Here is a 25,276-nt window from a genome sequence, read left to right as displayed (position 1 = left end):
GTCCGATTTTGTTTGTTCTTTATTTCAAAGCCTTCCCCAGCAGCTCCTTGCGGATATAGGCAAAGCAGGCGTCCTCGCCCTGGTCGCGCAGAATCAGCAGGCAGGTTTCCAGCTGTCTGCGCGTCTCCGGGTGGAGGATATAATGGTCGCGGCTGCGGTCATAATACTCCCACGCGGCGGCATCGGTATACTTGTCGCCCTTGTAGTTCTTGCTGGCGGCAATGCGGTCGCAGACCATCTCCGCCACGTACTTTTCCGGCATACGCATACCAGCCATCGCGTGGTCGCCGTTCGGCGCGTAGTCAATCCAGTATTCCAGATGGTGCTTGTTGCGGCCCTTGTGGTGCAGCCATGCGGCACTGTAGCCCTCGGCCTGGCGCTGGGCGTTGTTGGGGCTGCAGATTCCCTGCCAGTATTTGGCCCCGGCCCAGAACTCCACCGGGGCCAGCTTGCTCATGTCATGGGTCAGCCCCTGCCAGTACAGCCCGCAGCGGAAGCAGTTCTGCATCACCAGCATCTTGTGGTGGTGGATGGTTTTGTAATGCTTAATGGGATGCCACAAGGTCTTTTTTCCTCCCTTTATGTCTTCATCAACGGTCCCATTTATCGCACAGGGCGGCAATCTGGCTGGTGAACCGGGCAAGGTCCTTGTTGGCGCCGCCCTGATTGTGGCGGATAACTTCCATCAGGCGCTTGCCCATATTGACAAGGCGGTCATAGGCGGCGCTGCTGCGCACCGTCTCGGCGCTCTTGGTGCGGACAATCCTGCTGGTGTTGCCCACCTCGGCACAGGCCACGCGGCCCTCGGCGGCAATCCAGACCGAGCCGTTGTACGGCGCGTCGGCCTCGTAGCCCTCGGCGCGCAGGCGCTCGGCCCAGTGCTCGGCCACGGCATCCTCGCCGTGGTTGACAAAGACAAACTTCGGCTTTTCGTCAAAGGCGTGCAGCCAGTCGGCCAGGCCGTCCTGGTCGGCGTGGCCCGAAAGCCCGCCCAGCTGGGCGATGCGGGCCTTGACCTGCACCGGCTCACCAAAGAGCTTGACCTCCTGTGCGCCGTTGACCAACGCATTGCCCAGCGTGCCGGGGCTCTGGTAGCCCACGAACAGCACGGTGCACTCCGGCCGCCAGAGGTTGTATTTCAGGTGGTGGCGGATGCGGCCCGCGTCACACATACCCGCGGCGGAGATAATGACCTTCGGCGTAGTGTCGCCGTTGATGGCCATTGACTCCTCCTTCGTCTCGCTGACGTGCAGGCCGGGGAACTGCAGCGGGTTCCGGCCGCTCTGCACAAGGGCCAGCGCCTCCTCGTCATAGCACTCCGCAAAGTTTTTCTTGAAGATGGTGGTGGATTTGCTTGCCAGCGGGCTGTCCACAAAGACCGGGAAATCCGCGTGGTTCTTGATGCGGCCCTCGGCCTTTATCTGGCGCAGGAAATAGAGCAGCTCCTGCGTGCGGCCCACGGCAAAGCTGGGAATGACCACGTTGCCGCCCTTGTCAAAGGTCGATTGCAGCACAGCGGAAAGCTCCCCCAGATAGTCCGGCTTGGGGCCGTGGCTGCGGTCGCCGTAGGTGGACTCCATCACAAGGTAGTCCGCATGGCCCGGGTTGGCCGGGTCCTTGAGAAGCGGCTGGTGCCGGTTGCCGATATCGCCGGAGAACACGATAACCTCCGGCGTGCGGCCCGGCTCCGCAATGCGCAGCGAGATGGACGCGCTGCCCAGCAGATGGCCCACATCGGTAAACCGCATCTCAATACGGCCCTGCGGGCCGTCAAACAGCGTCTGCCATGCCTCATAGGGGCAGGGCACAAACTGCTTCATGACGTTCTGGGCATCCTCGACGGTGTAGTCCGGCTCTATCATCTCGGCGCCGCTGCGCATGGCCTTGCGGTTTTTCCACTCGGCCTCCTGCTCCTGAATGTGGGCGGAGTCCTCCAGCATAATGGCGCAGAGGTCGCGGGTGGCCTCGGTCGTGTAGACCGGGCCGCGGTAGCCGTTTTTGTACAGGTACGGGATGCGGCCCGAGTGGTCAATGTGGGCGTGGGTCAGCAGCAGTGCCTCATAGGTGCCGGGGGCACAGGGCAGGTCGGCGTTCTCGTAGACGTCGCGCCCCTGCTCCATGCCGCAGTCCACCAGAAACCGGTGGCCCGCCGCCTCGACCTGTGTACAGCTGCCCGTGACCTCGCGGTCCGCGCCTAAGAATGTGAGTTTCATACACTGCGCCTCCCTTTTTGTTATCCCCGGCGGCCCACACCGTACTGCGGGGCCTCGGGCAGGGTGAAGTTTTCTGTAAAATTGTTCGTCAAATCATTGATATTCATACGCACCGCCCAGAACACATCGCCGTAATCCCGCAAAACGGTGTAGTCTGCGCCAAGGCTTGCCAGCGTGGTGCTGTCGGTAATCAGGTAGACCACATCCCCCGCGGGGGCGTACTCGGTCAGGCTGTTCTGGTAGACGCGGCTCACCCCGCTGTCGGCCAGTGCTCTGGCGGCGTCCGCCGTGGTGCTGACCAACTGGATGCGGGCCGTGGCGGGCAGGGCGTTCATCAGGTCGCCGCGGGTGATGTCGCCGTATTCGGGTTCGGTCACACCGCCGGCCATTGCCTCCACGGCGGCCCCCTCCGGCAGGCCGGAGGCCGGGTCCGCGGCTGCGATCCCGGCATAGAGCGCGGCCAGATAGTTGCCGAAACTGATGGTCCGGCTTGCGTCCGGGTTCTCGGCGTAGGTGAACAGCGGCGTGTAGAGTATGCTCTGGTCATCGGCGTCGAGCGCGGACAGTTTGGCGGCGGCATAGGCATAGGCCTCCGCGCCTGCCTGCTGTGCCTCGTCCACGGTCTCGGTAGGGGCGGCGGTGTCCTTGCCGCCTGCCGCCTCGGTGTCCTTGTCGGGGTCGGCGGCATCGGGCTGCGCTGTCTCGGTGGCCGCGGCGGCGCTCAGGCTCAGCCATCTGTTGCGGCTGCTCTCCAGCGCGGCGGCGGAAACCGGCTCCTGCAGCTCCACACGGCAGCCGCCGCCCTGCGTGAACACCAGATTCATCCGGGCCACACCGTCCAGCCCCAGCCCTGCGCCCAGCACGTTTGTGCCATTTTCGGACGCTGTAGCGTCAATGATGGCCGTCACGCCGCTGTTCAGCAGCGCCTTCTGCCAGTCTCCCGCGGGCGCAGTGGATGCCACGGCAAGGATGGCATCACACCCGGCGTTCTGCAGGGCGGCAATCTGTTCCTTAGCCGTGTCCGCCCAGTCGCGGGCCGTGATATACTCGCCGTTGGCGGCGGAATACTGCGCCGCCTGCGCGGTGTCATTCAGCGCAAAGAAGCCGATTTTATACCCGGCGCGCTCCACAATCGTGTACATACCGTTGGTGACGCGGTTGCGGTTCCAGCTGGTGGAACGGTAAAACACCGCGGTCGCCTCGTTGTTCAGGATGTTGGACGCCAGCGAGGGGCCGCTGCCCATATTGGCATCACTGAGCAGACGGGTGGTGCCGTAGGCAAAATCCTCCAGCGCCATTGCCTGCAGGTCATACCCCGCCGCCGAGAAGGCGCTCAGCATATCCATACCGCCGGTCAGGCTGGCGCTGGTCGTGCCGTGCAGGGCGTTGCCCGCGTCCAGCAGAATCGAGTCCGGCGTTGAGGCCTTCAGCGCGGCGGCGTCCGCCAGCGTGGTGCGCTCGCCCGCCAGATTGGCCGTGGCAAAGACCGGAACCGTGATGTCCCCCACCCGCACAAGGCAGGAGATGCTCTCGGTGCCATCAGCCAGCGTGGCCGTAATCGTGCACTCGCCGCTGTCCGTGCGGGCGCGGACGGTGCCGTTTTTGTCAACCGTGGCCACGGTCTTGTCGCTGGTGGTCCAGTAGACCCTGCGGCCACCGGCGTCCTCACCCGGCTCGTTCGTTGCCAATGTGGCGTAGGTATCCTTGCCGTCCAGATGCAGCTCATCCGTGCGGGTATCGTTCACCAGCACCGGCCCCGCCGCCTTGCCGTTGGCACTCGTAAGGCCGGTCAGCGCAAAGGGCCGCATAACAAAATCCAGATCGACCGTCTCACTCTGGACGCCGTAGTCAGCGCCCGGCGCACTGTAGGTGGACTGCCACATATCGTAGGTGCCGGTGTAGCCCAGCTTGTCAGAGAAGCGGGCAATCCAGAGATTATCCCGCCATTTGTCAAACCCGGGGTCGCTGAACCGCGCACGTACCCAGTTCAGCGAGGCATAGATACCCTGCTTGCCGGTGTAGCCGTACTCCTCCAGCCGGGAGAAGAATGCCTCGGTCAACTCGGCCATTTCAGCGGGGAACACGCCGCTGATGTATTTATCCTCCAGATCGTAGTAGACCGGATAGCTGAGCTGGTAGGGCGTGGCGGTGTAGTCGTCCAGTCCCTCCTGCGGCGGCGCGGTCAGGCCCAGCAGGCGGGCAACGTGGTCGGCCTCGCTGCGGGCCTCCTCCACCGTGGTGGCGTAGGAGTAAAGATAGGTGCCAAAGGGGATGCCCAGCCGGGTACATTCATCGGCGTTGCGCCGCCACTGGGGGTCATCCTGCGCCCAGCCCTCCTCCTGGCCGTCCCACTCGCCGCCGAAGCCGCAGCGGATGATGGCAAAGTCGATGCCCGCGTTTTTGGCGGTTTCCCAATCGACCTCGCCCTGGAATTTGGAGACATCCATTCCCTTGAGCACCGCCGCAGGGATGGCCTGCCCGCTGGCGTTGAAGTAGTAGCCGAGCTCGTTTTTCTGCCAGGCCGCGGCGGGTGTGCCGTAGTCCGGCTGGGCCGGGCCCTCCGCCTCCGACGCGCAGCGCGTCAGCACCAGCGAGACCACCAGCGTCACCAGCAGGCAGAGCAAACACACGCCCAGCACCAAGCGGCTGCGGCGGCGTTTGTTGGGGCGGCGCTTCGGCCTTCTGGGCGGCTGCGGCGCATTGGTGCGCGGCGCACCGGCGCGGGCGGGCGTTTTTGCAGCCCCTGCGGGGGCACGGTAAATTTTGCGTTCTTCAGGCACGGCAGTTGACCTCACTCAGGCAAAATGTATGCGGATAGTTACTTCTATTAGTGTAGCATTTTGTCGAGAAAAATACAATCAGCCGCCGCCCTCTTTGCCGAATTTTACACAAAAAGCAGGGGCCGTTCCGGTCCCTGCTGCAAGATGATTTTTGGGGGTGTTTCCCATCCGCGGAATTTTGCGGGGCGTCGGGGACGCCCCCCCTACAGCGGCAACACATATGCGGCATACTGCCGGGTGCTTGCGGCGGGGTGCTTACGGCGGGGTGGGGTCACCCCGCCCTGCAAACGGTCCGGGAACGGCATAGGCCATCATAGTCCCCGCTTTTTACAGGTATAAAAATAATACGGCACCTCAAAGGCCAGCATCACACACCAGCCAAAAGCGCAGGCAAGGGCAATGCCGGGCAGGCCAAGCCGTGGGGCCAGCACCGCGGCCAGCGCCGCACGCAGCCCCGCCTGCAGGCAGGTGCCAATCAGGGTGGTGGTCATCTTGCCCATGCCGCGGTAAAAACCCTGAAATCCGTTCGTCAGCGCGGGCAGGGCGTAGAACAGTGCCATATACCCCAGATACTCGCAGCCAAGGGCAACCACCGCGTCTGCGCCCTCCCCTGCCACAAACAGTGCCAGAATGGGGCGGCGGAGCAGCAGCGTCGCGCTGCCCATCAGCAGCCAGTAGCCCAGCTCCAGCCGCAGGCCGACCGCAAACCCGCGGCGGATGCGCTCCGGCTGCCGGGCCCCGCGGTTCTGCGCGATGTACGTCATAATGGCCGTGGCGATGCTCTGCTCCGGCGTGAAGGCAAAATCATCCACCCGCGTGACCGCGTTGAAGGCCGCAATGGCCCCCACACCCAGCGCGTTGACCTGCCCCTGAATCAGCACCTTGCAGATGGGCTGCACCGCCTGTTGCAGCGCCGTGATGGAGCCGCAGTGCAGAATGGGCCCCAGCAGCTCGCGCCGGATGCGCCACTGCCCGCGCCCGGGGCAGAGCTCCGGCACGCGGCGCGCCATATAGACGGCGGCCATCAGCGCACTGGCTGCCTCCGCCACCACGGTGGTGACCGCGCTGCACACAATGCCGAACCCCAGCCCGCCGATGAGCACTAAATCCAGCGTCGCATTGAGCACGGCGGAGAACGCAAGGAATTTCAGCGGCGTTTTGCTGTCCCCCACGCTTTTCAGCCCCGCGGCCAGCGCGTTGTAAAAGAAGGTGAACGGCGCGCCCAGAAACGTAATGCGCAGATAGATGCCGGTGATGGCAAAAATATCGTCCGGCACCGCCAGCCAGCGCAGAATCCACGGCGTGGCCAGGCAGCCCGCCGCAGCCGCCGCGCAGCAGAGCAGCGCCCCGAACAGCAGCGTTGTGGCCAATGTTTCTTTCAAGCGCTCGGTTTTCTTTGCGCCGAACGCCTCACTCATCAGCACGCCCGCGCCGATGCAAAGCCCGCTGATGGCCAGTATGACAAGGTTCATCACCGGCCCGGCCACGCCCTCGGCAGCCAGCGCCTCCTGCCCGATGAATCGCCCCGCGATGATGGAATCCACCGCATTATACGCCAGCTGCAGCCAGTTTCCCAGCAGCAGCGGCACCGCATACAGAAAGAGGTGCCCCAGCGGAGCACCCTTGGTCATATCACGCATTTACTTTTTATCCTCTTCCGTCTCGGCCACAATGTAGATGGGGCGGTGCTTGACCTCCAGATAGGTCTTGGCCAGATACTCGCCCACAATGCCGGTGCAGAACAGCTGCACACCGCTGCACAGCAGGATGATGCAGACCATACTGGGCCAGCCGGAGGTGGGGTCGCCGAAGAGCAGCGCACGGACAACAACAAAGATAATGCCAACAAACGCCAGCAGGCAGAACAGAATCCCCACACCCGCCGCCACCAGCAGCGGCGTGGTTGAGAAGCCGACAATGCCCTCGATGGAGTATTTGAGCAGCCCCCAGAAGTTCCACTTTGTGGTGCCGGCCACGCGCTCAACGTTTTCATACTCGAACCATTTGGTGCGGAAGCCGACCCAGCTGAAAATGCCCTTGCTGAAGCGGTTGTACTCGGCCATGCTCAGCACGGCATCGGTCATTTTGCGGGTCATCAGGCGGAAATCGCGGGCGCCGTCCATAATCTCGGTGTCCGACATCTTGTTGATGATCTGGTAAAATTTGCGGGCAAACCAGCTGCGCAGCGGCGGCTCCCCCTTGCGGGTGGTGCGGCGGGTGGCCGCGCAGTCATACTCTCCGGTGAGCAGGGTGTCCAGCATCCGGGGCAGCAGCGCGGGCGGGTCCTGCAAATCGGCGTCCATTGTGGCAATGTAGTCACCCTTGGCGGCCTGCAGCCCGGCGTAGATACCGGCCTCCTTGCCGAAGTTACGGCTGAAGGAGACATACCGCACGCGCTCGTCCTGCGCGTGCAGCGCACGGGCCACGCGCAGGGTGCCGTCACGGGAGCCGTCATCCACAAAGATAAACTCAAAATCCGCGCCGTGGCTGGTTTTCATCTCCGCCGCCACGCGGGACGCCTCCCTGTAAAAGAGGGGCATAGCTTCTTCTTCGTTGTAGCAAGGTACAATCAGGCTGATGAGCATAGCGTGCCCCTCCTTCATCAAAATTCCGTATTTTTTATTATAGCGTAGTTTTACCGTTTTGTAAACAAAAAACGCGGGCATATGCGGGTGCCGCATCGCCCCGCATCCGGGCTGCCACTGTAGGGGGGCGGCGTCCCCGACGCCCCGCAGCCTTCCCGATAGACGCCGCTTGCGGGTAAGCCCCACGGGCGGAGCAGAGCCCCGCCCCTACTGCGCAAGATAATTCGGAAAGGTCCGCACAACCAAACAAAAGCGCCCCGCCGGGGGGCGGGGCGCGGTGGTTAATTCAATCAGCCTTTGACGGCAATGTTGACCAGCTTGCCCTTGACGTAAATTTCCTTGGCAATGGTCTTACCGGCGATGGCTTCGGCCACGGCGGGTTCGGCCTTGGCGGCGGCAATGGCGTCCGCGTTCTCAATGGCGGCGGGCACCTTGATGCGGGCCTTGACCTTGCCGTTGACCTGTACGGCAATCTCAATCGTCTGCTCCACGCACTTGGCCTCGTCATAGGTGGGCCATGCGTGGTAGGCCAGTTGCTCGGTGTGGCCCAGCTGCTGCCACAGCTCCTCGGTCATATGGGGAGCAAACGGGTTCAGCAGCTGCAGCAGAACCTCGTACTCGGCCTTGGTGGCGCCGCCGTTGTCGCTCAGCGCGTTGACGTAAATCATCAGCTGGGCAATCGCGGTGTTGGCCTTCAGGGCGTCAATGTCCTCGCCGACCTTCTTGATGGTGCGGTTGGCAACGGCCTCCAGCTCGGGGCGGATGCCCTCACCGGGGACGAGCTTCTCGCTCATCGACCAGATTTTATCCAGGAAGCGCTTGCAGCCCTTGATAGAGGAGGTGTTCCACGGCGCGGCCTTTTCAAAGTCGCCGATGAACATCTCATACAGGCGCAGGGTGTCGGCGCCGTACTCGTTGACCACGTCATCAGGGTTGACAACGTTGCCCAGAGACTTGGACATCTTGACGATGGGATGCTCGGCCATCTCGCCGTACTTCTCGACCAGTGCCTTGCGGGCGCCCTTCTCGTCGCCGTACTCGGCCAGCAGGCGCTTGCGCTCGGCATCGGGCTGGTTCTCAAACGCATGGGGGTTCAGGCCCAGAATCATACCGTGAGAGGTACGCTTCTGGTAGGGCTCCTTGGTGGGAACCACGCCGATATCATACAGGAACTTGTGCCAGAAGCGGCTGTACAGCAGGTGCAGGGTGGTGTGCTCCATGCCGCCGTTGTACCAGTCCACGGGGCTCCAGTATTCCAGCGCCTCCTTGCTGGCGATAGCGTCATGGTTGTGGGGGTCGCAGTAGCGCAGGAAATACCAGCTCGAGCCGGCCCACTGGGGCATGGTGTCGGTCTCACGCTTGGCGGGGGCACCGCAGCAGGGGCAGGTGGTGTTGACCCACTCGGTGTGGCGGGCCAGCGGGCTTTCGCCGTTCTCGCCGGGCTCAAAGTCCTTGATTTCGGGCAGGCGCAGGGGCAGCTCGCTCTCGGGCAGGGGCACCCAACCGCACTTGTCGCAGTAGACCATCGGGATGGGCTCGCCCCAGTAGCGCTGGCGGCTGAACACCCAGTCACGCAGCTTGAAATTGACCTGCTTGTGGCCCTTGCCGTTCTCCTCCAGCCAGGCGTACATCTTGTTCTTGGCGTCCTCGACAGAGAGGCCGTTCAGGAAGTCGGAGTTGACCAGCGTGCCGGTGGCCACATCGGTGAACGCCTCCTTGTCAAGGTCACTGGGGGTATTGCCCTTGACGACCTCGATGATAGGCAGATTGAACTTCTTGGCAAACTCCCAGTCGCGGGTGTCGTGGGCAGGCACGGCCATAATGGCGCCGGTGCCGTAGGTGGCCAGAACATAGTCGGAGATGAAGATGGGGATTTCCTTGCCGTTGACGGGGTTGATGCCCTTGACGCCCTCAATGACAACGCCGGTCTTTTCCTTGTTCAGCTCGGTGCGCTCGAAGTCAGACTTGCGGGCGGCCTCCTCCTGATAGGCGGCCACGGCGTCGGCATTCTTAATAAGACCCGCGTCCACCCACTTCTTGATGAAGGCGTGCTCGGGGCTGATGACCATATAGGTTGCGCCGAACAGCGTATCGGCGCGGGTGGTGTAGACGGTCAGGGTGTCACCGGCGGTGGTATCAAAGTTGATTTCCGCGCCGTGGCTGCGGCCGATCCAGTTGCGCTGCTGGGTCTTGACGCGGTCGATGTAGTCCACATCGTCCAGATCGTTGATCAGGCGGTCAGCGTAGGCGGTGATTTTCAGCATCCACTGGCTCTTGTTCTTCTGCACAACGGGGCTGCCGCAGCGCTCGCACACGCCGTTGACAACCTCCTCATTGGCCAGAACGACCTTGCAGCCTGTGCAGTAGTTGACTGTGGTTTCCTTCTTGTAGGCAAGGCCCTTCTTGAACAGCTGGATGAAAATCCACTGGGTCCACTTGTAATACTCGGGGTCGGTGGTGTTGATTTCACGGTCCCAGTCAAAGGACAGGCCCAGCGCCTGCAGCTGGCTCTTGAAGCGGGCCACGTTCTGGGCGGTGACGATTTCCGGGTTGATGTGGTTTTTCAGGGCGTAGTTCTCGGTCGGCAGGCCGAAGGCGTCCCAGCCCATCGGGTAGAGGACGTTATAGCCGCACTGGCGCTTTTTGCGGGCAACGATGTCCAGCGCGGTGTAGCTGCGCGGATGGCCCACGTGCAGACCGGCCGCAGACGGGTACGGGAACTCGACCAGTGCATAGAATTTCGGCTTGGAATGGTCGATTTCAGCGTGGAAGGTCTTTTCGTCCGCCCACACCTTCTGCCATTTGGCCTCGACCGATTTGAAATCGTACTTCATAGTATTCTCCCCACTTTTCTTTCAAATAAGAGATAATAAATAATAAATAATAAATTTGGTGGACCGCCGCTGCGCGGCTCAAAAATGGGGAACCGGGAATTTTTGTTTTGCCCCGCCGGGCAAAACTCCACATTTTTTATTATTTATTATTTTTTCTTTATTATTTATTTTCTTCCTCTGCCATCCACTCGCTGGCGGGCACCACGGTGGCGTCAGCCCAGAGGTGCTCCAGGTCGTAGTAATCGTGGGCCTCCTGCGTGAAAACGTGGACGATGACGCTGCCGTAGTCCAGCAGCACCCAGCGCTTGCCGTCATGGCCCTCGGTGCGCAGCACCTTGACGCCCTCGCGGTCAAGCTGGAACTCCGCCTCATCGGCCAGTGCGCCCACGTGGGTGGTGGACGTGCCGGTGGCAATGACGAAATATTCCGTAACGGTGGTCAGGTCCTCCACAGCCAGAATGTGGACATTGAGGGCCTTTTTGGCGTCCAGCGCACGCGCCAGACGAATGGCAAGTTCTTTGCTTTGCATACGTGTTTCTCCTAGTGTAAGTTAAGCGGCAGGCTGGCTTTCGGCATCGGCGCTGTCCGCAGTGTCGGTGCTTTCGGGTGCCGGCGTGGGCTCAGACGCCATAACGTCCGCCACCTGGTTGGAGCCATCAAGGTTATCGTTCTTCTGGGCGTCATCGGCCTCCGACATCAGGCCACCCATAAACTGGATGTTCGGGTCGGTTGCGGTGTAGCCGCTCAAATCAAAGCCCAGCACAGACGCATCGTCGCAGAGCTGCAGCTCACTGGCATCCACAAAGCCGGTATTCTCGCGGAAATACTGGTTCAGCAGGTCGGCGTCCTCCTGGCGGGCCGGGTAGACAACGGCCTGTCCGTTGTACTTTCCGGCCATCTTAATGGGCATCTGGCAGATCATGATCTTGCTGGAGTCGATCTTCAGCATACTGACCGCAAAGCTGGCAAGCTGCGAGGCGCTCAAACTAGTCTCCATATAGTTCAGCACGGCGGGGGTCAGTCTGGCAACGTCCCAGATGTTGCCGATGCTCTTGAGCTTGCGGAACAGCGCCGCGTAGAACTGGCGCTGCATATTCAGGCGGCCGATGTCGCCGTTCGGATAGATGTGACGTGTGCGCAGCAGGAACTCGCAGGCGTCACCGTTCAGCGTCTGGTAGCCCTGATCCAGGTGGCTGCCTTTATAATCCATCTCCTGCGGGACGTACAGTTCAATGCCGCCGAAGGTGTCGACCAGCTGCACAAGCATTTCCAGGCGGATGGTCATATAACCATCGATCGGCAGCTGGTACATATTCGAAACCTGCGTGCACAGGGCGGCCATGTTCATGCTGTTGCTGTCGGCGGCCTGGGTCTTGGCAATATTGTTGATGCGGTAGTTGCCCGACACGCTGCGGTCGGTCGTGACCATCGTGTCGCGGGGGATCTGCAGCATCTTCATCTCGCCCGTCTCGTTGTTGAAATGGACGTAGAGGATCATATCGGTGTTGCCGTCATCGACGCCTGCATCATTGAGGTCGTCGCCCTCCTTCTGGGACGAGCGGTCGATGCCGACCATCAGGAAGTTCAGCTCCTTGCCCTGGAATTCCTTGGGCGTGTTAATCAGCTGGTTCAGCTTGATGTTGCCGCCCGCCGGGGTAATGGCACCCATAATCAGGGCGAACGCACCGCCGAAAATCAGCGCAATGACCAGCAGCGTGATGAGCAGAATCTGCCACCAGCGGATTTTTTTCTTCTTTTTGGCACCCTTGCCGTTCTTACCGCCGCCGTCCTTGCCGCCCTTTTTGCCGCTGCCCTTACCCTTGCGCGGGGGCTTGTCACCATCACGCGGGGGCTTGCGTCCGCCGCCTGCGGCGGTCTTGGGGGCTTCGGGGTCAGCGCGGCGCTTGCGGGGCTTCGGCGCTTCGTTCTCCAGACGGATGCCACCTGCGGCCTCCACATCATACATCGGCTTGCTGCCCTTGGCGGTGTTCAGATCCATCTGCTGCACCTGGGCGCGGGAGCGCGGTGCGGCCTGCGGCTGTGCTGCGCTCCGCTGCGGCTGGTCATACAGGCGGTTGGCAGCCTGCTGGGCCTGCTCCGGCGGGCGGTTCACGGTGCGGCGGGGGCGCTGCACCTGAAACTGCAAGGTATCGCCGTATTTGCGCTCGGTTGCGGCGCGGTAGGCCATAGCCTGCCGCTGGGCGTAGGTCAGCTCACGCGGGGCTTCCTGCGCGGGGGCCTGCGGCTGTGCGGGGGCCTCCTGCACCGGCTCCGGGGCGGGCTGTGGGGGCACGGCCGGGCGCTGGCTGATATGCCTTCCCTGTGCCGTGCGCATGGGCTGCTGCACCGTGCGGCGGCGGGCGTTCTGTTCGGCCAGCTGCTGGGCGCGGCGGCGGGCTGCCTCATACTGCTGCTGATCCTGCCCACCGGTTGCACTGCCGGTGTACAGCTTACGCGGTTCGCTCATTTTTGTTCCTCCCTGCTGTATGGAGTGGTTTTATTCCAGATGTGCTTTTGCGTACTCATAGGCGGCCACGCTTTCAGGGTCCAGCGTGCCGCCCTTTTCTTCCACGAAATCTATGCTGCGCTTCAGTGCGTCGCACAGGGCCCGGTCCAGATTTTCCATCTGCAGAGCGCGCAGCTCCTCCACGCCGGGCCAGTCGCGCTCGGCGCTGGTCATATCGGCCAGATAGATGATTTTATCGAGCTTGGACATATCCGGCTTGCCGGTGGTGTGGCAGCGGATGGCGGACAAAATCTCCGGGTCAGAAACACCCCATTGCGTCTGGGCCAGAATGGCGGCGGCAATGCCATGCCACACCGGCGAAGGGCGTGCGGGGGCATTTTCTGCTATTATAGCATTATCGGCAAAAATCTGCAACAACTCCGATTTGGGCAGTTCCTTGGCGGAATCGTGAAGAATTGCCGCCATAGCAGCCTTTTCCGGGTCAGCGCCCCACCGCTTGGCGAGCTTTACTGCCATTTTTTTTACATTTTTCGTGTGGGTCCAGCGCTTCTCGCTCAGCCGGGCCTTGACAAGTTTCTTTGCTTCGGCGTAATCCATGTGGTTCGACTTTCCCTTCCACTGCTGTGTTTTCGCATGACTTGTAGGGGGCGATTCTTGCTTCGACCCGGGGGCGGATGCAAGCATCCGCCCCTACACAGGTACCCCTTTATGATAAGGCGTAGGGCGGGATGCCCCCACCCCGCCGCGGCGGCCAGAGGGCTGGCCGCCCTACAAGCTGCCGTAAAGCCGGTTTTGGCGGATGACCGCCAGTGCCTCCGGCGGCAGAACCTCCGGCCACTTTTCCGGCGGGAGCTTTCCGCTGCGGATGTCGCTGGATGCGCAGGGGTAGCTTTCGGCCCGGGCAAACAGCACCCTGCCGCCCGCTGCCTCCAGCTGTGCGGCGGCGGCGTGCAACACCTGCAAATCGGTGCCGGTGCGGCTTTCCACCACCAGCGAAGCCATGCGCAGCATATCCTGCCAGCGGTACCACTCAGCAAAGGTCAGCAGCATATCGCTGCCGATGCAGAGATACAGCTCTGCGCCGGGGTTTGTGCGGTGCAGCATTTCCAGCGTGTGCACGGTATAGCTGCGCCCGCCCTGCCGGATTTCCCAGTCGCTGACCTCCACCACCGGGGACAGCGCCGTAAAGCAGCCACACATGGCAAGGCGCAACGCTGCCGGGGTGGCGCTGGCGTGCTTGTGGGGCGGTGTGCCCGCGGGCATAACAATGGCGCGATCCGGCTGCACAAGGGCCAGCGCGGCCCGCAGATTGTTCATATGGCCGTTGTGGGGCGGGTCAAAGGTACCGCCGTAAAGCAGTATCTTCATTTTGCAAGCACGGCGGTGTAGGCGCTTTCCTTTTTCTTCTGCTTGAAAAGAACGAACTTGCGGCCGATGACCTGCACGCACTCGCAGCCGATGGCCTCGCACAGGATGTCGGCGGCCTCGCGGGCGGAATACTCGCTGTTTTCCAGGACCTTGACCTTGATGAGCTCGCGGGCAGCGATGCAGTCGGCAATGCCCTGCTTGAGGGTATCGTCAATCTCGCCCTTGCCAATCTGGTAGACAGGGTCCATCGTATTTGCCGCGCTGCGCAGTGCAGCGCGCTGTTTGCTGGTTAAAGACATAGGGTTGCTCCTTTATAATTATAGTATATATCGTATCGCGGTCGGGGCCGGGCAGGCCCGGCCCCTACAAAGCCCCTTTTAAATGGGTTGTAGGGGCGGATGCTTGCATCCGACCGCAGGTCGGCAGCCTCTTTGCGGGTCGATGCAAGCATCGCCCCCTACAGGGTCAGTGTCAGCCCAAAAACCCCGGCAGCTCATCGGCCAGCTTTTCCATGGCACGGCCGCGGTGGCTGATGGCGTCCTTCTCGTCGGGGGTCAGCTGGGCATAGCTGCGGCCCTCGGCGTTGGGGCGCTTTCCGTCCGGGATGCCGTATTCATCGGGGATGAACAGCGGATCATAGCCGAAACCGTAGTCGCCGTTCTGCAGCGCAAAGGCGATTTTGCCGGGGCACTCGCCCTCGACCTCCAGCGCACGGCCGTCCGGCAGCATAAAGCAGACTGCCGAAACAAATTTTGCGCCGCGCTTTTCTGCCGGTACATCGGCCATTTCCCGCAGCAGCTTTTCATTGTTGGCGGCATCGTCGCCGTGGTGCCCGGCATAGCGGGCGCTGTAGACGCCGGGCGCGCCGTGCAGGGCGTCGGCGCAAAGGCCGGAATCATCGGCCACGGTGGGCAGGCCGCTGGCCTTGCAGAACGCCTCGGCCTTGATGCGGGCGTTCTCGGCAAAGGTGGTGCCGGTCTCCTCGGGGTCAAGGGTTATGCCCAGCTCGCGCAGGCTTTTGACCTCGTGGCCCATCCGCTCCAGAATACGGCGCAGCTCCTTGAGCTTGCCCGCGTTGTTGCTTGCGGCGCAGACAATCATGCTTCGTCCTCCTCCTGCTTTTCTTCCTCGGGCTTCTGCAGGGCGGATTCCGGCAGCAGGCTTTCCACAAAGGTCTGGGCGTCAAACTCCATCAGATCGTCAATTTTTTCGCCCACGCCGATGAACCGGATAGGCAGGCCCAGGTTCTCCCAGACAGAGACTGCGCAGCCGCCGCGGGGGGTGCCGTCCAGCTTGGTCAGCACCACGCCGGTGGCGCTGGCTGCGCGGCAGAACTCCTCCGCCTGGCTGATGGCGTTCTGGCCGGTGATGGCGTCCAGCACCAGCAGCACCTCCAGGCTGGCCTCGGGGCTGGCCTTTTTGACACTGCGGGAAATCTTGGACAGCTCGTCCATCAGGCCCTTCTTGTTGTGCAGGCGGCCTGCGGTGTCGGCAATGACCATATCATAGCCGCGGGCCGTGGCGCTCTTGACGGCGTCAAAGATGACCGCCGCCGGGTCTGCACCCATACCGGCCTGCACCAGCGGTACACCGGCGCGGTCGGCCCACAGCTCCAGCTGCTCACTGGCGGCAGCGCGGAAGGTATCGCCTGCGGCCAGCATGACGCGGCGGCCCTGCTTTTTGTACAGCGCGGCCAGCTTGGCGATGGTTGTAGTCTTGCCCACGCCGTTGACGCCGATGACCAGAATCACGGCGGGCTTGCCGTTCAGCTCCATCGGGTAGCGGGGGGTCAGCTCCTGACAGATGATGCCGCGCAGGGCGTCCAGCGCCTCCTGCCCGGTCTTGAGGTGCTTTTCCTTGACCTCGTCATGCAGCTCGTCCACCAGGCGCACGGCGCAGGCAGGGCCGACATCGGCCAGAATGAGCTGCTCCTCCAGCTGGTCATAGAGGTCATCGTCAATCTGCGCATGGGTCAGCGTGTTGACAATGTTCTGGAAAAAGCCCGTGCGGGTCTTTTCCAGACCGCGCTTGACCTTTTGCTGCTCCTGAAATTCTTCCTCGGTAATATCGCGTTTGAAGAAGTTGAAAAAGCCCATGGTGGCCCTCCTTTTTTCAGCTTACTCTCTGTTTTCACAGCATGTGTAGGGGCGGTATCAGGTAATCAGGTCTGCGCTGACCTTGTCAAGGTCAAGGCGCAGTATCTTGGAAACGCCGTCCTCCTGCATCGTGACGCCGTACAGGACGTCCGCCGCCTCCATCGTACCGCGGCGGTGGGTGATGACGATGAACTGGGTGCGGTCGGTCATGCGGCGCAGATACTGTGCGTAGCGCGCCACGTTGACATCATCCAGCGCAGCCTCAATCTCGTCCAGGAAGCAGAACGGCGCGGGGTTGACACTGAGGATGGCAAAATAAATCGAGATTGCCACCAGCGCCTGCTCACCGCCCGAAAGCGCCGACAGGTTCTTGATGACCTTGCCCGGGGGCGAGACCTCAATCTCAATGCCGGATTCCAGCACGTTCGACTCGTCCGACAGGTACAGCCGCGCATGGCCGCCGCCGAACAGCTCCTTGAAAATCTGCTGGAAGTGGGTGTTGATCTGCTTGAAACTCGTTGTGAAGAGCTCCTCCATCTCACTGCAGAGCTCGGCAATCATCCGAGTCAGCTCGCTCTTGGCCTTCTCCACATCGGTGACCTGTGCCTTCAGGAAGTCATAGCGTTCCTTGACCTCCTTGTACTCGTCAATCGCGCCGACGTTGACATTGCCCAACCCGCGGATTTTGCCGCGGACCTCGGCCACGCTGCGGCGCAGCTCGGTCAGGCTCTCAAAGGGCACGCACTGGCTGCGGGCCTCGCTCTCGGTGAGCTGGTACTCCTCCCAGAGCTTGCTGTTCGTATCGTTCAGCTCGGTCTCGGCGGCGGTGCGGCGCTCGGCCAGGCGGGCCATTTCGCCGCTCATACGCTCGCGCTCATCGGTCAGAGCTCGGTTGTCCTGCCCCAGCTTGCTGATGGCGGCTTCCTTCTCCATGCGGGCCGCATTGGCGGAACGGATGGTCTCCTCGGCGGCGGCAATCTTCTGCTTGTTCTCGCCGCGGGTGCGCTCCATCTCAGCAATCTTCAGCTCGTTGGCCTCAATTTTTGCCTTGGCGGCCTCGATGGCGGCGCGCAGCTCGCGGGCGCGGGCCTCGGCCTCGCCGGTGCGGCTCTGCAGGCCCTCCAGCGCGGCCTCGTGCAGGCCGATGTCCTTCTCGTCTGCCAGACGCTGCAGCTGCTTTTCAGACAGTTCGCCGGTGATTTTTTCACGCTCCGCCGTCAGGGTGCCGGTGCTCTCGCCCAGCTCCGCCAGCTCGGCGGTGTAGCTTGCCATTTCGGCCTCGGCGTCCGCCTGTGCCTTTTCGGCTTCGGCGCGGGCGCTCTCGTTCCGGGCCACGGCGGCCTGCTGGGCAGCGATTTCACTTTCCAGACTGCGGGCCGTCTCCTCATTCTGGGCGGCGGCCTTGTTCAGGCGTTCCAGCTCCAGCCCGGCGCGGACGTGCTCGGTGGCGGCGTTCATGCCCTCGCCCTCGGCACCGGCCAGCTGGGCGGAAAGGTTATCCACCTCCGCCTTGCGGGCGGCCAGCTCCTTTTCGGCCTCGGCGCGGCGGGCTTCCAGCTTGGTCAGCTTGCCGCGCAGCTCGTCCAGCTCCTGCTTGCGGCTGAACACGCCGACACTGCGGGCCGTGGAACCGCCCGTGAAGGAGCCGCCCGCGTTGATGACCTGACCATCCAGCGTGACAATGCGGTTGCGGTAGCCGAGGTTCCGCGCCACGGCGGAGGCCTCGGTCAGATCTTCGACCACGATGATGCGGCCCAGTAGGTTATCAATGATATGCTGGTATTTCGGGTTGGTCTTTACAAGGTCAGCGGCCACCTCGGCCGTGCCGGTCAGCCGCCCGGTAAAGCGGGAGCCCTGCACGGTGTCCAGCGGCAGGAAGGTGGCGCGGCCTGCGCGCTCGTCCTTCAGAAAGCCGATGGCGGCGCGGGCACAGCCCTGGTCCTCGACCACGATGTTCTGCAAGGCAAAGCCGAGGGCTGTCTCGATGGCGGTCTCGTAGCCTTTTTCAACCGTGATGATGCCAGCCACCGGGCCGATGATGCCCCGCAGGCGTCCGCCGCCCGCGGCGCGCATAACGGCCTTGACGCTCTGCTGGTAGCCGTCCATATTGCGCTCCAGATCCTCAAGGATATGGATGCGCTGGGCGGCGGCAGATTTCTCGCGGTCAGCCTTCTGCAGGGCGTCCGCGGCGTCCGCCTGCTGGCGGCGGCGGCTGTCGAGCTTGAGCTTGAGGCCCGCCTTGATGTTATCGTTGCGGGTCACAGCCTCCTCGGCATCCTTGAAGCGGCGTTCGGCGCGGCGGCGTTCCTCCGCAGCAGCGGCGGCGTCGGTTTTCATCGTTTCGGCTTGCGCCTTGGCTTCGGCCAGACGGGCAGCGGCGGCCTCCCCCGCTGACTGCGCCGAGGCGGCGCGCACCTTGGCGGCGGTGGCGGTGTCCTGCAGGCGGGCCATGGCGGCGTCAATGACGTCCCGGCGCTCGCCGCTGGCGGCAGCCTTTTCCTCCAAGGCGTGCAGGGCCTCGCGCAGCTCAGCCACGCGGGCGTCCAGTGCGGCCATACCGTCCCGCAGGGCAGTGATGGCAGTGCGGTGCTCGGCGGCCTCGCGGTCGATGCTCTCCTGCCCCTGCCCTGCGCGCTCGAGCTCGGTGTTGGCCTCGTCGATGCGGAACCGGCTGTGCTCGCTCTCGTTTTTCAGAACGGCGATCTCGCTCTCACTGCCGGCGTTTTCCTCGGTGATGGTGCGGATGTCCGCGTTGGCCTGCTCGACCTTCAGCATCAGCTGCTGGGCTTCCTCACGCAGGGCCGCGCTTTTTGCGTCAAAATCATCCAGCTGGCGGCTCAGGCGGTCATAGTCAGCCTGCGCGGCCTCATACTTGCGCTGCTGGTCGCGCAGGGAATCGTTGGCGCGGCGGATGGCGTCCACCCAGAGGGTGATTTCCAGCGTCTTTCGCTTCTCGCTCAATTCCAGAAACTGCTGTGCCTTCTCGCTGTCGCGCTTCAGGGGGCCGACCCGCTTTTCCAACTCGCCCAGAATGTCCCGCAGGCGCTCCAGATTGCCCTCGGCGGCGTCCAGACGGCGCTCGGCCTCGTTCTTGCGGTAGCGGTATTTGGCGATGCCGGAGGCCTCCTCAAAAATTTCGCGGCGCTCGGCAGATTTTGCGCCCACGATTTCGGCAATGCGGCCCTGCCCGACAATGGCATAGCCGTCGCGGCCGATGCCGGTGTCCAGCAGCAGCTCATAGACGTCCTTCAGGCGGACGTTCTGGCCGTTGATGGAGTACTCACTCTCGCCGCTGCGGTAGTACCGGCGGCCGATGGTGACCTCGTCGGCGTCCATATCCAGACCGTGGTCACTGTTGTCGATGGTCAGCGCAACCGAGGCAAAACCCATCGCCCCGCGGGACTGGGTGCCGCCAAAGATGACATCCTCCATCTTGCCGCTGCCGCGCAGCTGCTTGGAGCTGGTCTCGCCCAGCACCCAGCGGATGGAGTCCGATATATTCGACTTGCCCGACCCATTGGGCCCGACAACGCCGGTTATGCCCTCGCCGATGGTGATTTTGGTCTTATCGGGGAAGGATTTGAAGCCTTGGATTTCCAGTTCTTTCAGGCGCATGAAGTGGTGTTACCTTTCGATTCTGTTTGGACGTAGGGGCGTCATTATTGCAGCTTTTCCAGCGCCACCTTGGCGGCGTGCTGCTCGGCAGCCTTCTTGCTGCGGCCGCGGCCTTCGGCCAGCAACTGGCCGTTGCGCCAGACGCAGACCGTGAACTGCTTGTTGTGGTCGGGGCCACTCTCGTCGGTGACCTCATATTTCAACACGGCGGAGGGGTCCTGCTGGACAACCTCCTGCAGACGGGTCTTGTAGTCCTCCTCGGCGGTCTTGCCCTCGGTGATGAAGGGCAGGATGAAATTGCGGGCGACCTCCATGCCGCCGTCCAGATACAGCGCGGCAATGACGGCCTCAAAGGCGTCCGACACAACGCTGGGACGGCTGCGGCCGCCGCCCAGGTCCTCGCCGTGGCCCAGACGCAGATACTCACCCAGATGGATTTCCTGCGCAAACTGGAACAGCGCGTCCTCGCTGACAAGGCTGGCGCGCATACGGGTCAGCTCACCCTCGGGCCGGCCGGACTGGTGGAACAGGTAATCCGCCACCACAACGCTCAGCACGCTGTCGCCCAGAAATTCCAGGCGCTCGTTGTGGGTGGTGGCCACCTTGCTCTCATTCGCAAAGCTGGTATGGGTCAGCGCAATGCGCAGCAGCGCGGGATTTTTAAATGTATAGTGCAGGACCTCCTGCAGTTCTTCCGGCTTGTGAGCCATATTCTTTCACCTTTCCGGCTGGTCCGTAGGGGCCGGGCATGCCCGGCCCTCAACCTTATCTCGATTGCCCTTTTACGGGCGGTATTTTTTATGCCGCGGGCCGGACATGTCCGGCCCCTACAGGGCGGCTTTACTTTTAAGCTTCTGCTTCTTCTTTCTGCTTCGCAACTGCGGCCAAGGCATTCTCCATCGTGCCGCACAAATCGTTGGCAACACAGAGCTTTGCCTGACGGATGGCATTCTTGATGCCCTTGGCGTGGCTGGAGCCGTGCGCCTTGATAACCGGCTTGGCCGCGCCCAGCAGCGGCGCACCGCCGACCTCCTCGGAGTCCATCATCCGCTTCAGCTCACCCAGACCGCCCTTGATGCCCAGATAGCTGAGCTTGGTCAGCAGGTTCTTGAGGAAGATTTTCTTCAGCATACCCAGCAGCGTTTTGGCAACGCCCTCGGTCAGCTTGAGCACCACATTGCCGACAAAGCCGTCGCAGACCACGACATCGACCTCGCCATCCATGATGTAGCGCGGCTCAATATTGCCCGCAAACTGGATGCAGGGGTTGGCCTTCAGCAGCTTGTGTGCCTCGCGGTAGGTGGGCGTGCCCTTCGTCTCCTCAGCACCGTTGTTGACCAGCGCCACCTTCGGCGCGGTGCGGCCCATGACCTTCTCGGCGTAGACGCTGCCCATCGTGCCGAAGGCGTTCAGCATCTCGGGGCGGCACTCGACGTTGGCGCCGCAGTCCAGCAGCAGGAAGTTCTGCTTGGCACCAGGCATCGGGGTGGCCAACGCCGGGCGCTTGACGCCCTTGACCGTGCGCACGATCAGGCTGGTGCCCACGTGCAGCGCACCGGTGGAGCCGGCACTGACGAAGGCATCGCCCTCGCCGTTTTTCAGCATCGTAAGGCCCTTGACCATGCTGGAATCGGTCTTGTGGCGCACCGCCTTGACCGGATCATCGTGCATATCAATCGTCTCGGTGCAGTTCAGAACCGTGAACGGTGCAAGGTCGATTTTATTCTCGGCCGCGCAGTCGCGGATGGCCTTCTCCTCGCCCAGCAGCACCAGCTCCATGCCGTCGCCGAACTCAGCGGCAGCCTGAGCCGCACCCTGCAGCACGCACAGCGGGGCGTTGTCGCCGCCCATTGCATCAACTAAAATTTTCATGCTTCAAACTCCTTCACCCATGCGCGCATCGCGTCCTGGGCAGCCTGCGAAAGCGCCATATAGCGCTCGCGCTTGTCACGGATGGTGTTGATTTCCTCGGTGCGGGGCAGGATGCCCATATTCGCGCCCATCGGCTGGAAATCCTTGTTCGGCGTTGTGATATAGTCCAGCAGAGAGCCGCACATCGTGGCCGCCGGGGGCGGCGGCAGTTCGCGGCCCTGCAGCCGCGCCAGAATCTGGTGCGCCGCCAGCAGGCCGCTGGCCGCGCTCTCCATATAGCCCTCAAAGCCGGTAATCTGCCCGGCAAAAAACACGTTGGGGTGCTCCTTCAAAAATTGCTGCTTGGTCAGCACCTTGGGGCTTTCCAAAAAGGTGTTGCGGTGCATAACGCCGTAGCGCACAAACTCCGCGTGCTCCAGACCCGGAATCATACTGAATACCCGCTTCTGCTCACCCCACTTGAGGTTCGTCTGGAAGCCGACCAGATTGTACAGCGTGCGGGCCGTGTTCTCGGCGCGCAGCTGCACCGCGGCCCATGGGCGGTGGCCGGTGCGCGGGTCACGCAGACCGACCGGGCGCAGCGGGCCGAAGCGGATGGTATCCGCGCCGCGGGCGGCCATGACCTCAATCGGCATACAGCCCTCGTAAACCGTCAGGTCGCCGTCAAAATCGTGCAGCGGGGCGCGCTCGGCGGCAATCAGCGCCGCATGGAAGCTCTCGTATTCTTCCTTATTGAAGGGGCAGTTCAGGTAGTCCGCCTCGCCGCGGCCATAGCGGGACGCCGCAAAGACCTTCTCATAGTCGAGGCTCTCCGCCGTCACAATCGGCGCAACCGCGTCATAAAAGCTCAGCCGATGGTCACCGGTCAGCGCGGCCACGGCCTGCGCCAGTGCACCCTCGGTCAGCGGGCCGCTGGCCACCAGCACCGGTGCGCTCTCGTCCAGCGCGGTGACTTCCTCGCGGTGAATCGTAATGTTCGGGTGTTTTTCCACCATTTCGGTCACAGCTGTAGAAAACACATCCCGGTCCACCGCCAGTGCCCCGCCCGCCGCCACGCGGGCGGTTTCGGCGGCATCCAGCAGGTGGCTGCCCATCCTCTTCATTTCCAGCTTCAGCAGGCCGGAGGCTGAATCCGGGCGCTCGGCCTTGAGCGAGTTGGAGCAAATCAGCTCCGCAAAGCCCGCGCTTTTGTGCGCGGGGGAAAACTTCTCCGGCTTCTGCTCATACAGCGCAACCTGTACGCCGTGGTCGGCCAGCCAGAGCGCAGCCTCGCAGCCCGCCAGACCGGCACCGATAACTTTTATCTGCATCATTTCTTCTCCACCGGCTTGATGAACCCGCAGCCCTCCTTGGCGCAGTACAGCTGCCCCTTCTTCTTGAACAGGGTGCTGCCGCACTGGGGGCACTTTTCTGGCACAGGCTCATCCCATGTCATATAGTTGCACTTGGGGTAGTTGCTGCAGCCGTAGTACACGCGGCCCTTGGCGCTCTTGCGCACCAGCATATGGCCGCCGTCCAGCGGGCACAGGCCGCCGGTGTCCTTCACCAGCGGGTGGGCGTTGCGGCACTCCGGGAAGCCCGAGCACGCCACAAACTTGCCGTACCGGCCGGATTTAATCACCATCGGGCGGCCGCACTTCTCGCAGATTTCATCCGTGGGGATGTCCTCCACCTTGATGCGCTTGCCCTCCATGTTCTTTTCGGCCTGCTCCAGGCTCTTGGCAAAGCCCTGATAAAATTCGTCGATAGTCTTGACCCAGTCGGCCTTGCCCGCCTCAACGATATCGAGCTTTTTCTCCATATCAGCGCTGAATTTCACATCGACGATGTTCGGGAACTGCTCCATCATAACGGTGTTCACAGCCTGACCCAGCGGGGTGGTTTTCAGCTTTTTCTGGTCCTTTTCCACATAACCGCGGTCCACAATCGTGGTGATGATGGGCGCGTAGGTGGACGGGCGGCCGATGCCGTTCTCCTCCAGCGCGTGGATGAGCGTAGCCTCGGTGTACAGCGGCGGCGGCTGGGTAAACTTCTGGTCAGCCGTCAGCTTTTTCAGCTGCAGCTTCTGGCCCTCCTCCAGCGGGGGCAGGGCGGTTTCCTTCTTCTTGGCGTCGTCGGTGGACTCCTCATACAGCGCGGTGAAGCCGTCAAACGCCACGCGGAAGCCCGAGGCGCGGAACAGGTAGTCCCCCGCCGTAATGCTTGCCGACACGGTATCCTGAATGCAGTCGGCCATCTGGCTGGCCATAAAGCGGCTCCAGATCAGGCGGTACAGCTTGGCGGTATCGCCGCTGATGCTCTGCTCCACCTCGTCGGGCGTCAGCTCGGGCATCGAGGGGCGGATGGCTTCGTGCGCGTCCTGCGCGGCGGTGGCGGAACGGCTTTTCCACTTGCGGGCGGTCTTGCAGACGTAATTTTCGCCCCAGCGCTCGGCAATAAAGTTTTTGGCCGCGGTCTGTGCCTCGGCGGCAATGCGCAGAGAGTCGGTACGCATATAGGTGATAAGACCCACCGTGCCGTGCCCGGCAATGTCCACGCCTTCATACAGCGTCTGGGCGGCGCGCATCGTGCGCGTGGCCGAGAAGCCGAACGCACGGCTGGCATCCTGCTGCAAAGTAGACGTAATGAACGGCGGCGCAGGCTGGCGGCGGCGCTTGCCCTTCTCAATCTTGGAGATGGTGTAGTCCTTGCCGTCCAGCGCGGCCAGAATCTCATCCGCCTGCTGCTTGTTGGTCACGGTCAGCTTTTTGCCGTCCGCGGTGGCGGCCAGCCGGGCGGTGAACTCGCTCTTGTCCCCCGCCGCCGACAGCAGCGCATCCAGGTTCCAGTATTCATCGGGCTTGAAATTTTCAATTTCCAGCTCGCGGTCGCGAATCAGCCGCACGGCCACGCTCTGCACGCGGCCTGCCGACAGGCCCTTGCGAACCTTGCGCCACAGGAACGGGCTGAGCTTGTAGCCCACAAGGCGGTCGAGCTCACGCCGGGCCTGCTGGGCGTTGAACAAATCAATGTCGATGGCGCGGGGGTGGGCCATGCCCTCCTTGACGCCCTTCTTCGTGATTTCGTCAAAGGTCACGCGGTTGGGCGCGGCGGGGTCCAGCCCCAGAATGTTCGCCAGGTGCCAGCTGATGGCCTCGCCCTCGCGGTCCGGGTCGGTTGCCAGCAGGACGCCGTCGCACTTTTTGGCCTCGGCCTTCAGTTCCTTGACGAGCTTCTGCTTGCCCTTGATTGTAATATATTTCGGCGTATAGCCATTTTCGACATCAATGCCCAGCGTGCTGGCGGGCAGGTCGCGCACATGGCCCATACTGGCCGTGACCTTATAGCCGCGGCCCAGATACTTGCCAATGGTTTTCGCCTTGGCAGGGGATTCCACGATGACTAATTTTGGCATAATATACCTCTGGTGTAAAAATTTATAAATAAAAAATAAGAAATAATAAATA

The 25,276-nt window shown here is 62.5% G+C and carries 18 protein-coding genes; all 18 read right to left on the bottom strand.

Annotation, left to right across the window (positions count from 1 at the left end; genetic code table 11):
• Nucleotides 1-19 precede the first annotated feature (19 nt).
• The 18 genes from NE623_RS05290 to topA all read right to left on the bottom strand — a co-directional run bounded on the left by NE623_RS05290 (nt 20) and on the right by topA (nt 25,224).
• A complete protein-coding gene (locus NE623_RS05290; protein WP_256271297.1) occupies nt 20-562 on the bottom strand; it encodes a DUF5662 family protein in 543 nt (180 codons plus the stop codon).
• A 28-nt stretch (nt 563-590) separates the two neighbouring features.
• Complete coding sequence (locus NE623_RS05285; RefSeq protein WP_256271296.1) at nt 591-2,213, bottom strand: MBL fold metallo-hydrolase RNA specificity domain-containing protein; 1,623 nt, start codon at nt 2,211-2,213, stop codon at nt 591-593.
• Nucleotides 2,214-2,233: 20 nt separating this feature from the next.
• Nucleotides 2,234-4,993 (bottom strand): GH25 family lysozyme, encoded by a 2,760-nt coding sequence (locus tag NE623_RS05280; protein WP_256271295.1) that lies wholly within the window; start codon nt 4,991-4,993, stop codon nt 2,234-2,236.
• Between the two features lie 311 nt (nt 4,994-5,304).
• Nucleotides 5,305-6,633 (bottom strand): MATE family efflux transporter, encoded by a 1,329-nt coding sequence (locus NE623_RS05275; RefSeq protein ID WP_256271294.1) that lies wholly within the window; start codon nt 6,631-6,633, stop codon nt 5,305-5,307.
• Nucleotides 6,634-7,578, bottom strand: a complete 945-nt coding sequence (locus NE623_RS05270) for a glycosyltransferase family 2 protein (RefSeq protein ID WP_256271293.1) — start codon at nt 7,576-7,578, stop codon at nt 6,634-6,636.
• Between the two features lie 290 nt (nt 7,579-7,868).
• A complete protein-coding gene (leuS, locus tag NE623_RS05265; RefSeq protein ID WP_256271292.1) occupies nt 7,869-10,412 on the bottom strand; it encodes a leucine--tRNA ligase in 2,544 nt (847 codons plus the stop codon).
• A gap of 160 nt (nt 10,413-10,572) precedes the next feature.
• A complete protein-coding gene (gene rsfS, locus NE623_RS05260) occupies nt 10,573-10,941 on the bottom strand; it encodes a ribosome silencing factor (RefSeq protein ID WP_256271291.1) in 369 nt (122 codons plus the stop codon).
• Between the two features lie 21 nt (nt 10,942-10,962).
• On the bottom strand, nt 10,963-12,879 hold the full coding sequence (locus NE623_RS05255) for an LCP family protein (protein ID WP_256271290.1): 1,917 nt from the start codon (nt 12,877-12,879) through the stop codon (nt 10,963-10,965).
• A 30-nt stretch (nt 12,880-12,909) separates the two neighbouring features.
• The gene (gene yqeK, locus NE623_RS05250) at nt 12,910-13,476 is read right to left on the bottom strand and encodes a bis(5'-nucleosyl)-tetraphosphatase (symmetrical) YqeK (protein ID WP_256271289.1); all 567 of its coding nucleotides are present in this window, start codon (nt 13,474-13,476) and stop codon (nt 12,910-12,912) included.
• Nucleotides 13,477-13,647: 171 nt separating this feature from the next.
• On the bottom strand, nt 13,648-14,247 hold the full coding sequence (gene nadD / locus NE623_RS05245; RefSeq protein ID WP_256271288.1) for a nicotinate (nicotinamide) nucleotide adenylyltransferase: 600 nt from the start codon (nt 14,245-14,247) through the stop codon (nt 13,648-13,650).
• Nucleotides 14,244-14,546 (bottom strand): YhbY family RNA-binding protein, encoded by a 303-nt coding sequence (locus tag NE623_RS05240; RefSeq protein WP_256271287.1) that lies wholly within the window; start codon nt 14,544-14,546, stop codon nt 14,244-14,246. Before NE623_RS05240 ends, nadD begins: the two co-directional genes overlap by 4 nt.
• Before the next feature lie 172 nt (nt 14,547-14,718).
• A complete protein-coding gene (rdgB, locus tag NE623_RS05235; protein ID WP_256271286.1) occupies nt 14,719-15,348 on the bottom strand; it encodes an RdgB/HAM1 family non-canonical purine NTP pyrophosphatase in 630 nt (209 codons plus the stop codon).
• On the bottom strand, nt 15,345-16,343 hold the full coding sequence (gene ftsY, locus NE623_RS05230) for a signal recognition particle-docking protein FtsY (RefSeq protein WP_256271285.1): 999 nt from the start codon (nt 16,341-16,343) through the stop codon (nt 15,345-15,347). The genes rdgB and ftsY overlap by 4 nt, the downstream gene beginning before the upstream one ends.
• 57 nt (nt 16,344-16,400) lie before the next feature.
• Nucleotides 16,401-19,958, bottom strand: a complete 3,558-nt coding sequence (smc, locus tag NE623_RS05225; protein ID WP_256271284.1) for a chromosome segregation protein SMC — start codon at nt 19,956-19,958, stop codon at nt 16,401-16,403.
• Nucleotides 19,959-20,002: 44 nt separating this feature from the next.
• Nucleotides 20,003-20,668 (bottom strand): ribonuclease III, encoded by a 666-nt coding sequence (gene rnc, locus NE623_RS05220; RefSeq protein WP_256271283.1) that lies wholly within the window; start codon nt 20,666-20,668, stop codon nt 20,003-20,005.
• Between the two features lie 136 nt (nt 20,669-20,804).
• The gene (gene plsX, locus NE623_RS05215) at nt 20,805-21,830 is read right to left on the bottom strand and encodes a phosphate acyltransferase PlsX (RefSeq protein ID WP_256271282.1); all 1,026 of its coding nucleotides are present in this window, start codon (nt 21,828-21,830) and stop codon (nt 20,805-20,807) included.
• Nucleotides 21,827-23,140, bottom strand: a complete 1,314-nt coding sequence (trmFO, locus tag NE623_RS05210; RefSeq protein WP_256271549.1) for a methylenetetrahydrofolate--tRNA-(uracil(54)-C(5))-methyltransferase (FADH(2)-oxidizing) TrmFO — start codon at nt 23,138-23,140, stop codon at nt 21,827-21,829. Before trmFO ends, plsX begins: the two co-directional genes overlap by 4 nt.
• Nucleotides 23,140-25,224 carry a type I DNA topoisomerase gene (gene topA, locus NE623_RS05205; protein ID WP_256271281.1) on the bottom strand — a complete coding sequence of 695 codons (2,085 nt, stop codon included), beginning with the start codon at nt 25,222-25,224 and terminating at the stop codon, nt 23,140-23,142. The genes trmFO and topA overlap by 1 nt, the downstream gene beginning before the upstream one ends.
• Between the last annotated feature and the right edge of the window lie 52 nt (nt 25,225-25,276).

Origin of the sequence: Gemmiger formicilis (assembly GCF_024462815.1) — a bacterium.
Taxonomy (GTDB): Bacteria; Bacillota; Clostridia; order Oscillospirales; family Ruminococcaceae; genus Gemmiger.
The sequence above is the reverse complement of the archived record's forward strand: the minus strand, read 5'-3'. Positions and strand labels throughout refer to the sequence as shown.

Excerpts from the sequence above, each read along its gene's own strand:
- rsfS (WP_256271291.1), bottom strand. The coding sequence starts at position 10,941 with ATGCAAAGCAAAGAACTTGCCATTCGTCTGGCGCGTGCGCTGGACGCC.
- smc (WP_256271284.1), bottom strand. The coding sequence starts at position 19,958 with ATGCGCCTGAAAGAACTGGAAATCCAAGGCTTCAAATCCTTCCCCGAT.
- rnc (WP_256271283.1), bottom strand. The coding sequence starts at position 20,668 with ATGGCTCACAAGCCGGAAGAACTGCAGGAGGTCCTGCACTATACATTT.
- topA (WP_256271281.1), bottom strand. The coding sequence starts at position 25,224 with ATGCCAAAATTAGTCATCGTGGAATCCCCTGCCAAGGCGAAAACCATT.
- NE623_RS05285 (WP_256271296.1), bottom strand. The coding sequence starts at position 2,213 with ATGAAACTCACATTCTTAGGCGCGGACCGCGAGGTCACGGGCAGCTGT.
- rdgB (WP_256271286.1), bottom strand. The coding sequence starts at position 15,348 with ATGATTGTCTGCGCCGCAAGCAACAACGCGGGCAAGCTCAAGGAGCTG.
- trmFO (WP_256271549.1), bottom strand. The coding sequence starts at position 23,140 with ATGCAGATAAAAGTTATCGGTGCCGGTCTGGCGGGCTGCGAGGCTGCG.
- ftsY (WP_256271285.1), bottom strand. The coding sequence starts at position 16,343 with ATGGGCTTTTTCAACTTCTTCAAACGCGATATTACCGAGGAAGAATTT.
- NE623_RS05275 (WP_256271294.1), bottom strand. The coding sequence starts at position 6,633 with ATGCGTGATATGACCAAGGGTGCTCCGCTGGGGCACCTCTTTCTGTAT.
- leuS (WP_256271292.1), bottom strand. The coding sequence starts at position 10,412 with ATGAAGTACGATTTCAAATCGGTCGAGGCCAAATGGCAGAAGGTGTGG.
- NE623_RS05255 (WP_256271290.1), bottom strand. The coding sequence starts at position 12,879 with ATGAGCGAACCGCGTAAGCTGTACACCGGCAGTGCAACCGGTGGGCAG.
- yqeK (WP_256271289.1), bottom strand. The coding sequence starts at position 13,476 with ATGGATTACGCCGAAGCAAAGAAACTTGTCAAGGCCCGGCTGAGCGAG.
- NE623_RS05270 (WP_256271293.1), bottom strand. The coding sequence starts at position 7,578 with ATGCTCATCAGCCTGATTGTACCTTGCTACAACGAAGAAGAAGCTATG.
- plsX (WP_256271282.1), bottom strand. The coding sequence starts at position 21,830 with ATGAAAATTTTAGTTGATGCAATGGGCGGCGACAACGCCCCGCTGTGC.
- NE623_RS05240 (WP_256271287.1), bottom strand. The coding sequence starts at position 14,546 with ATGTCTTTAACCAGCAAACAGCGCGCTGCACTGCGCAGCGCGGCAAAT.
- nadD (WP_256271288.1), bottom strand. The coding sequence starts at position 14,247 with ATGAAGATACTGCTTTACGGCGGTACCTTTGACCCGCCCCACAACGGC.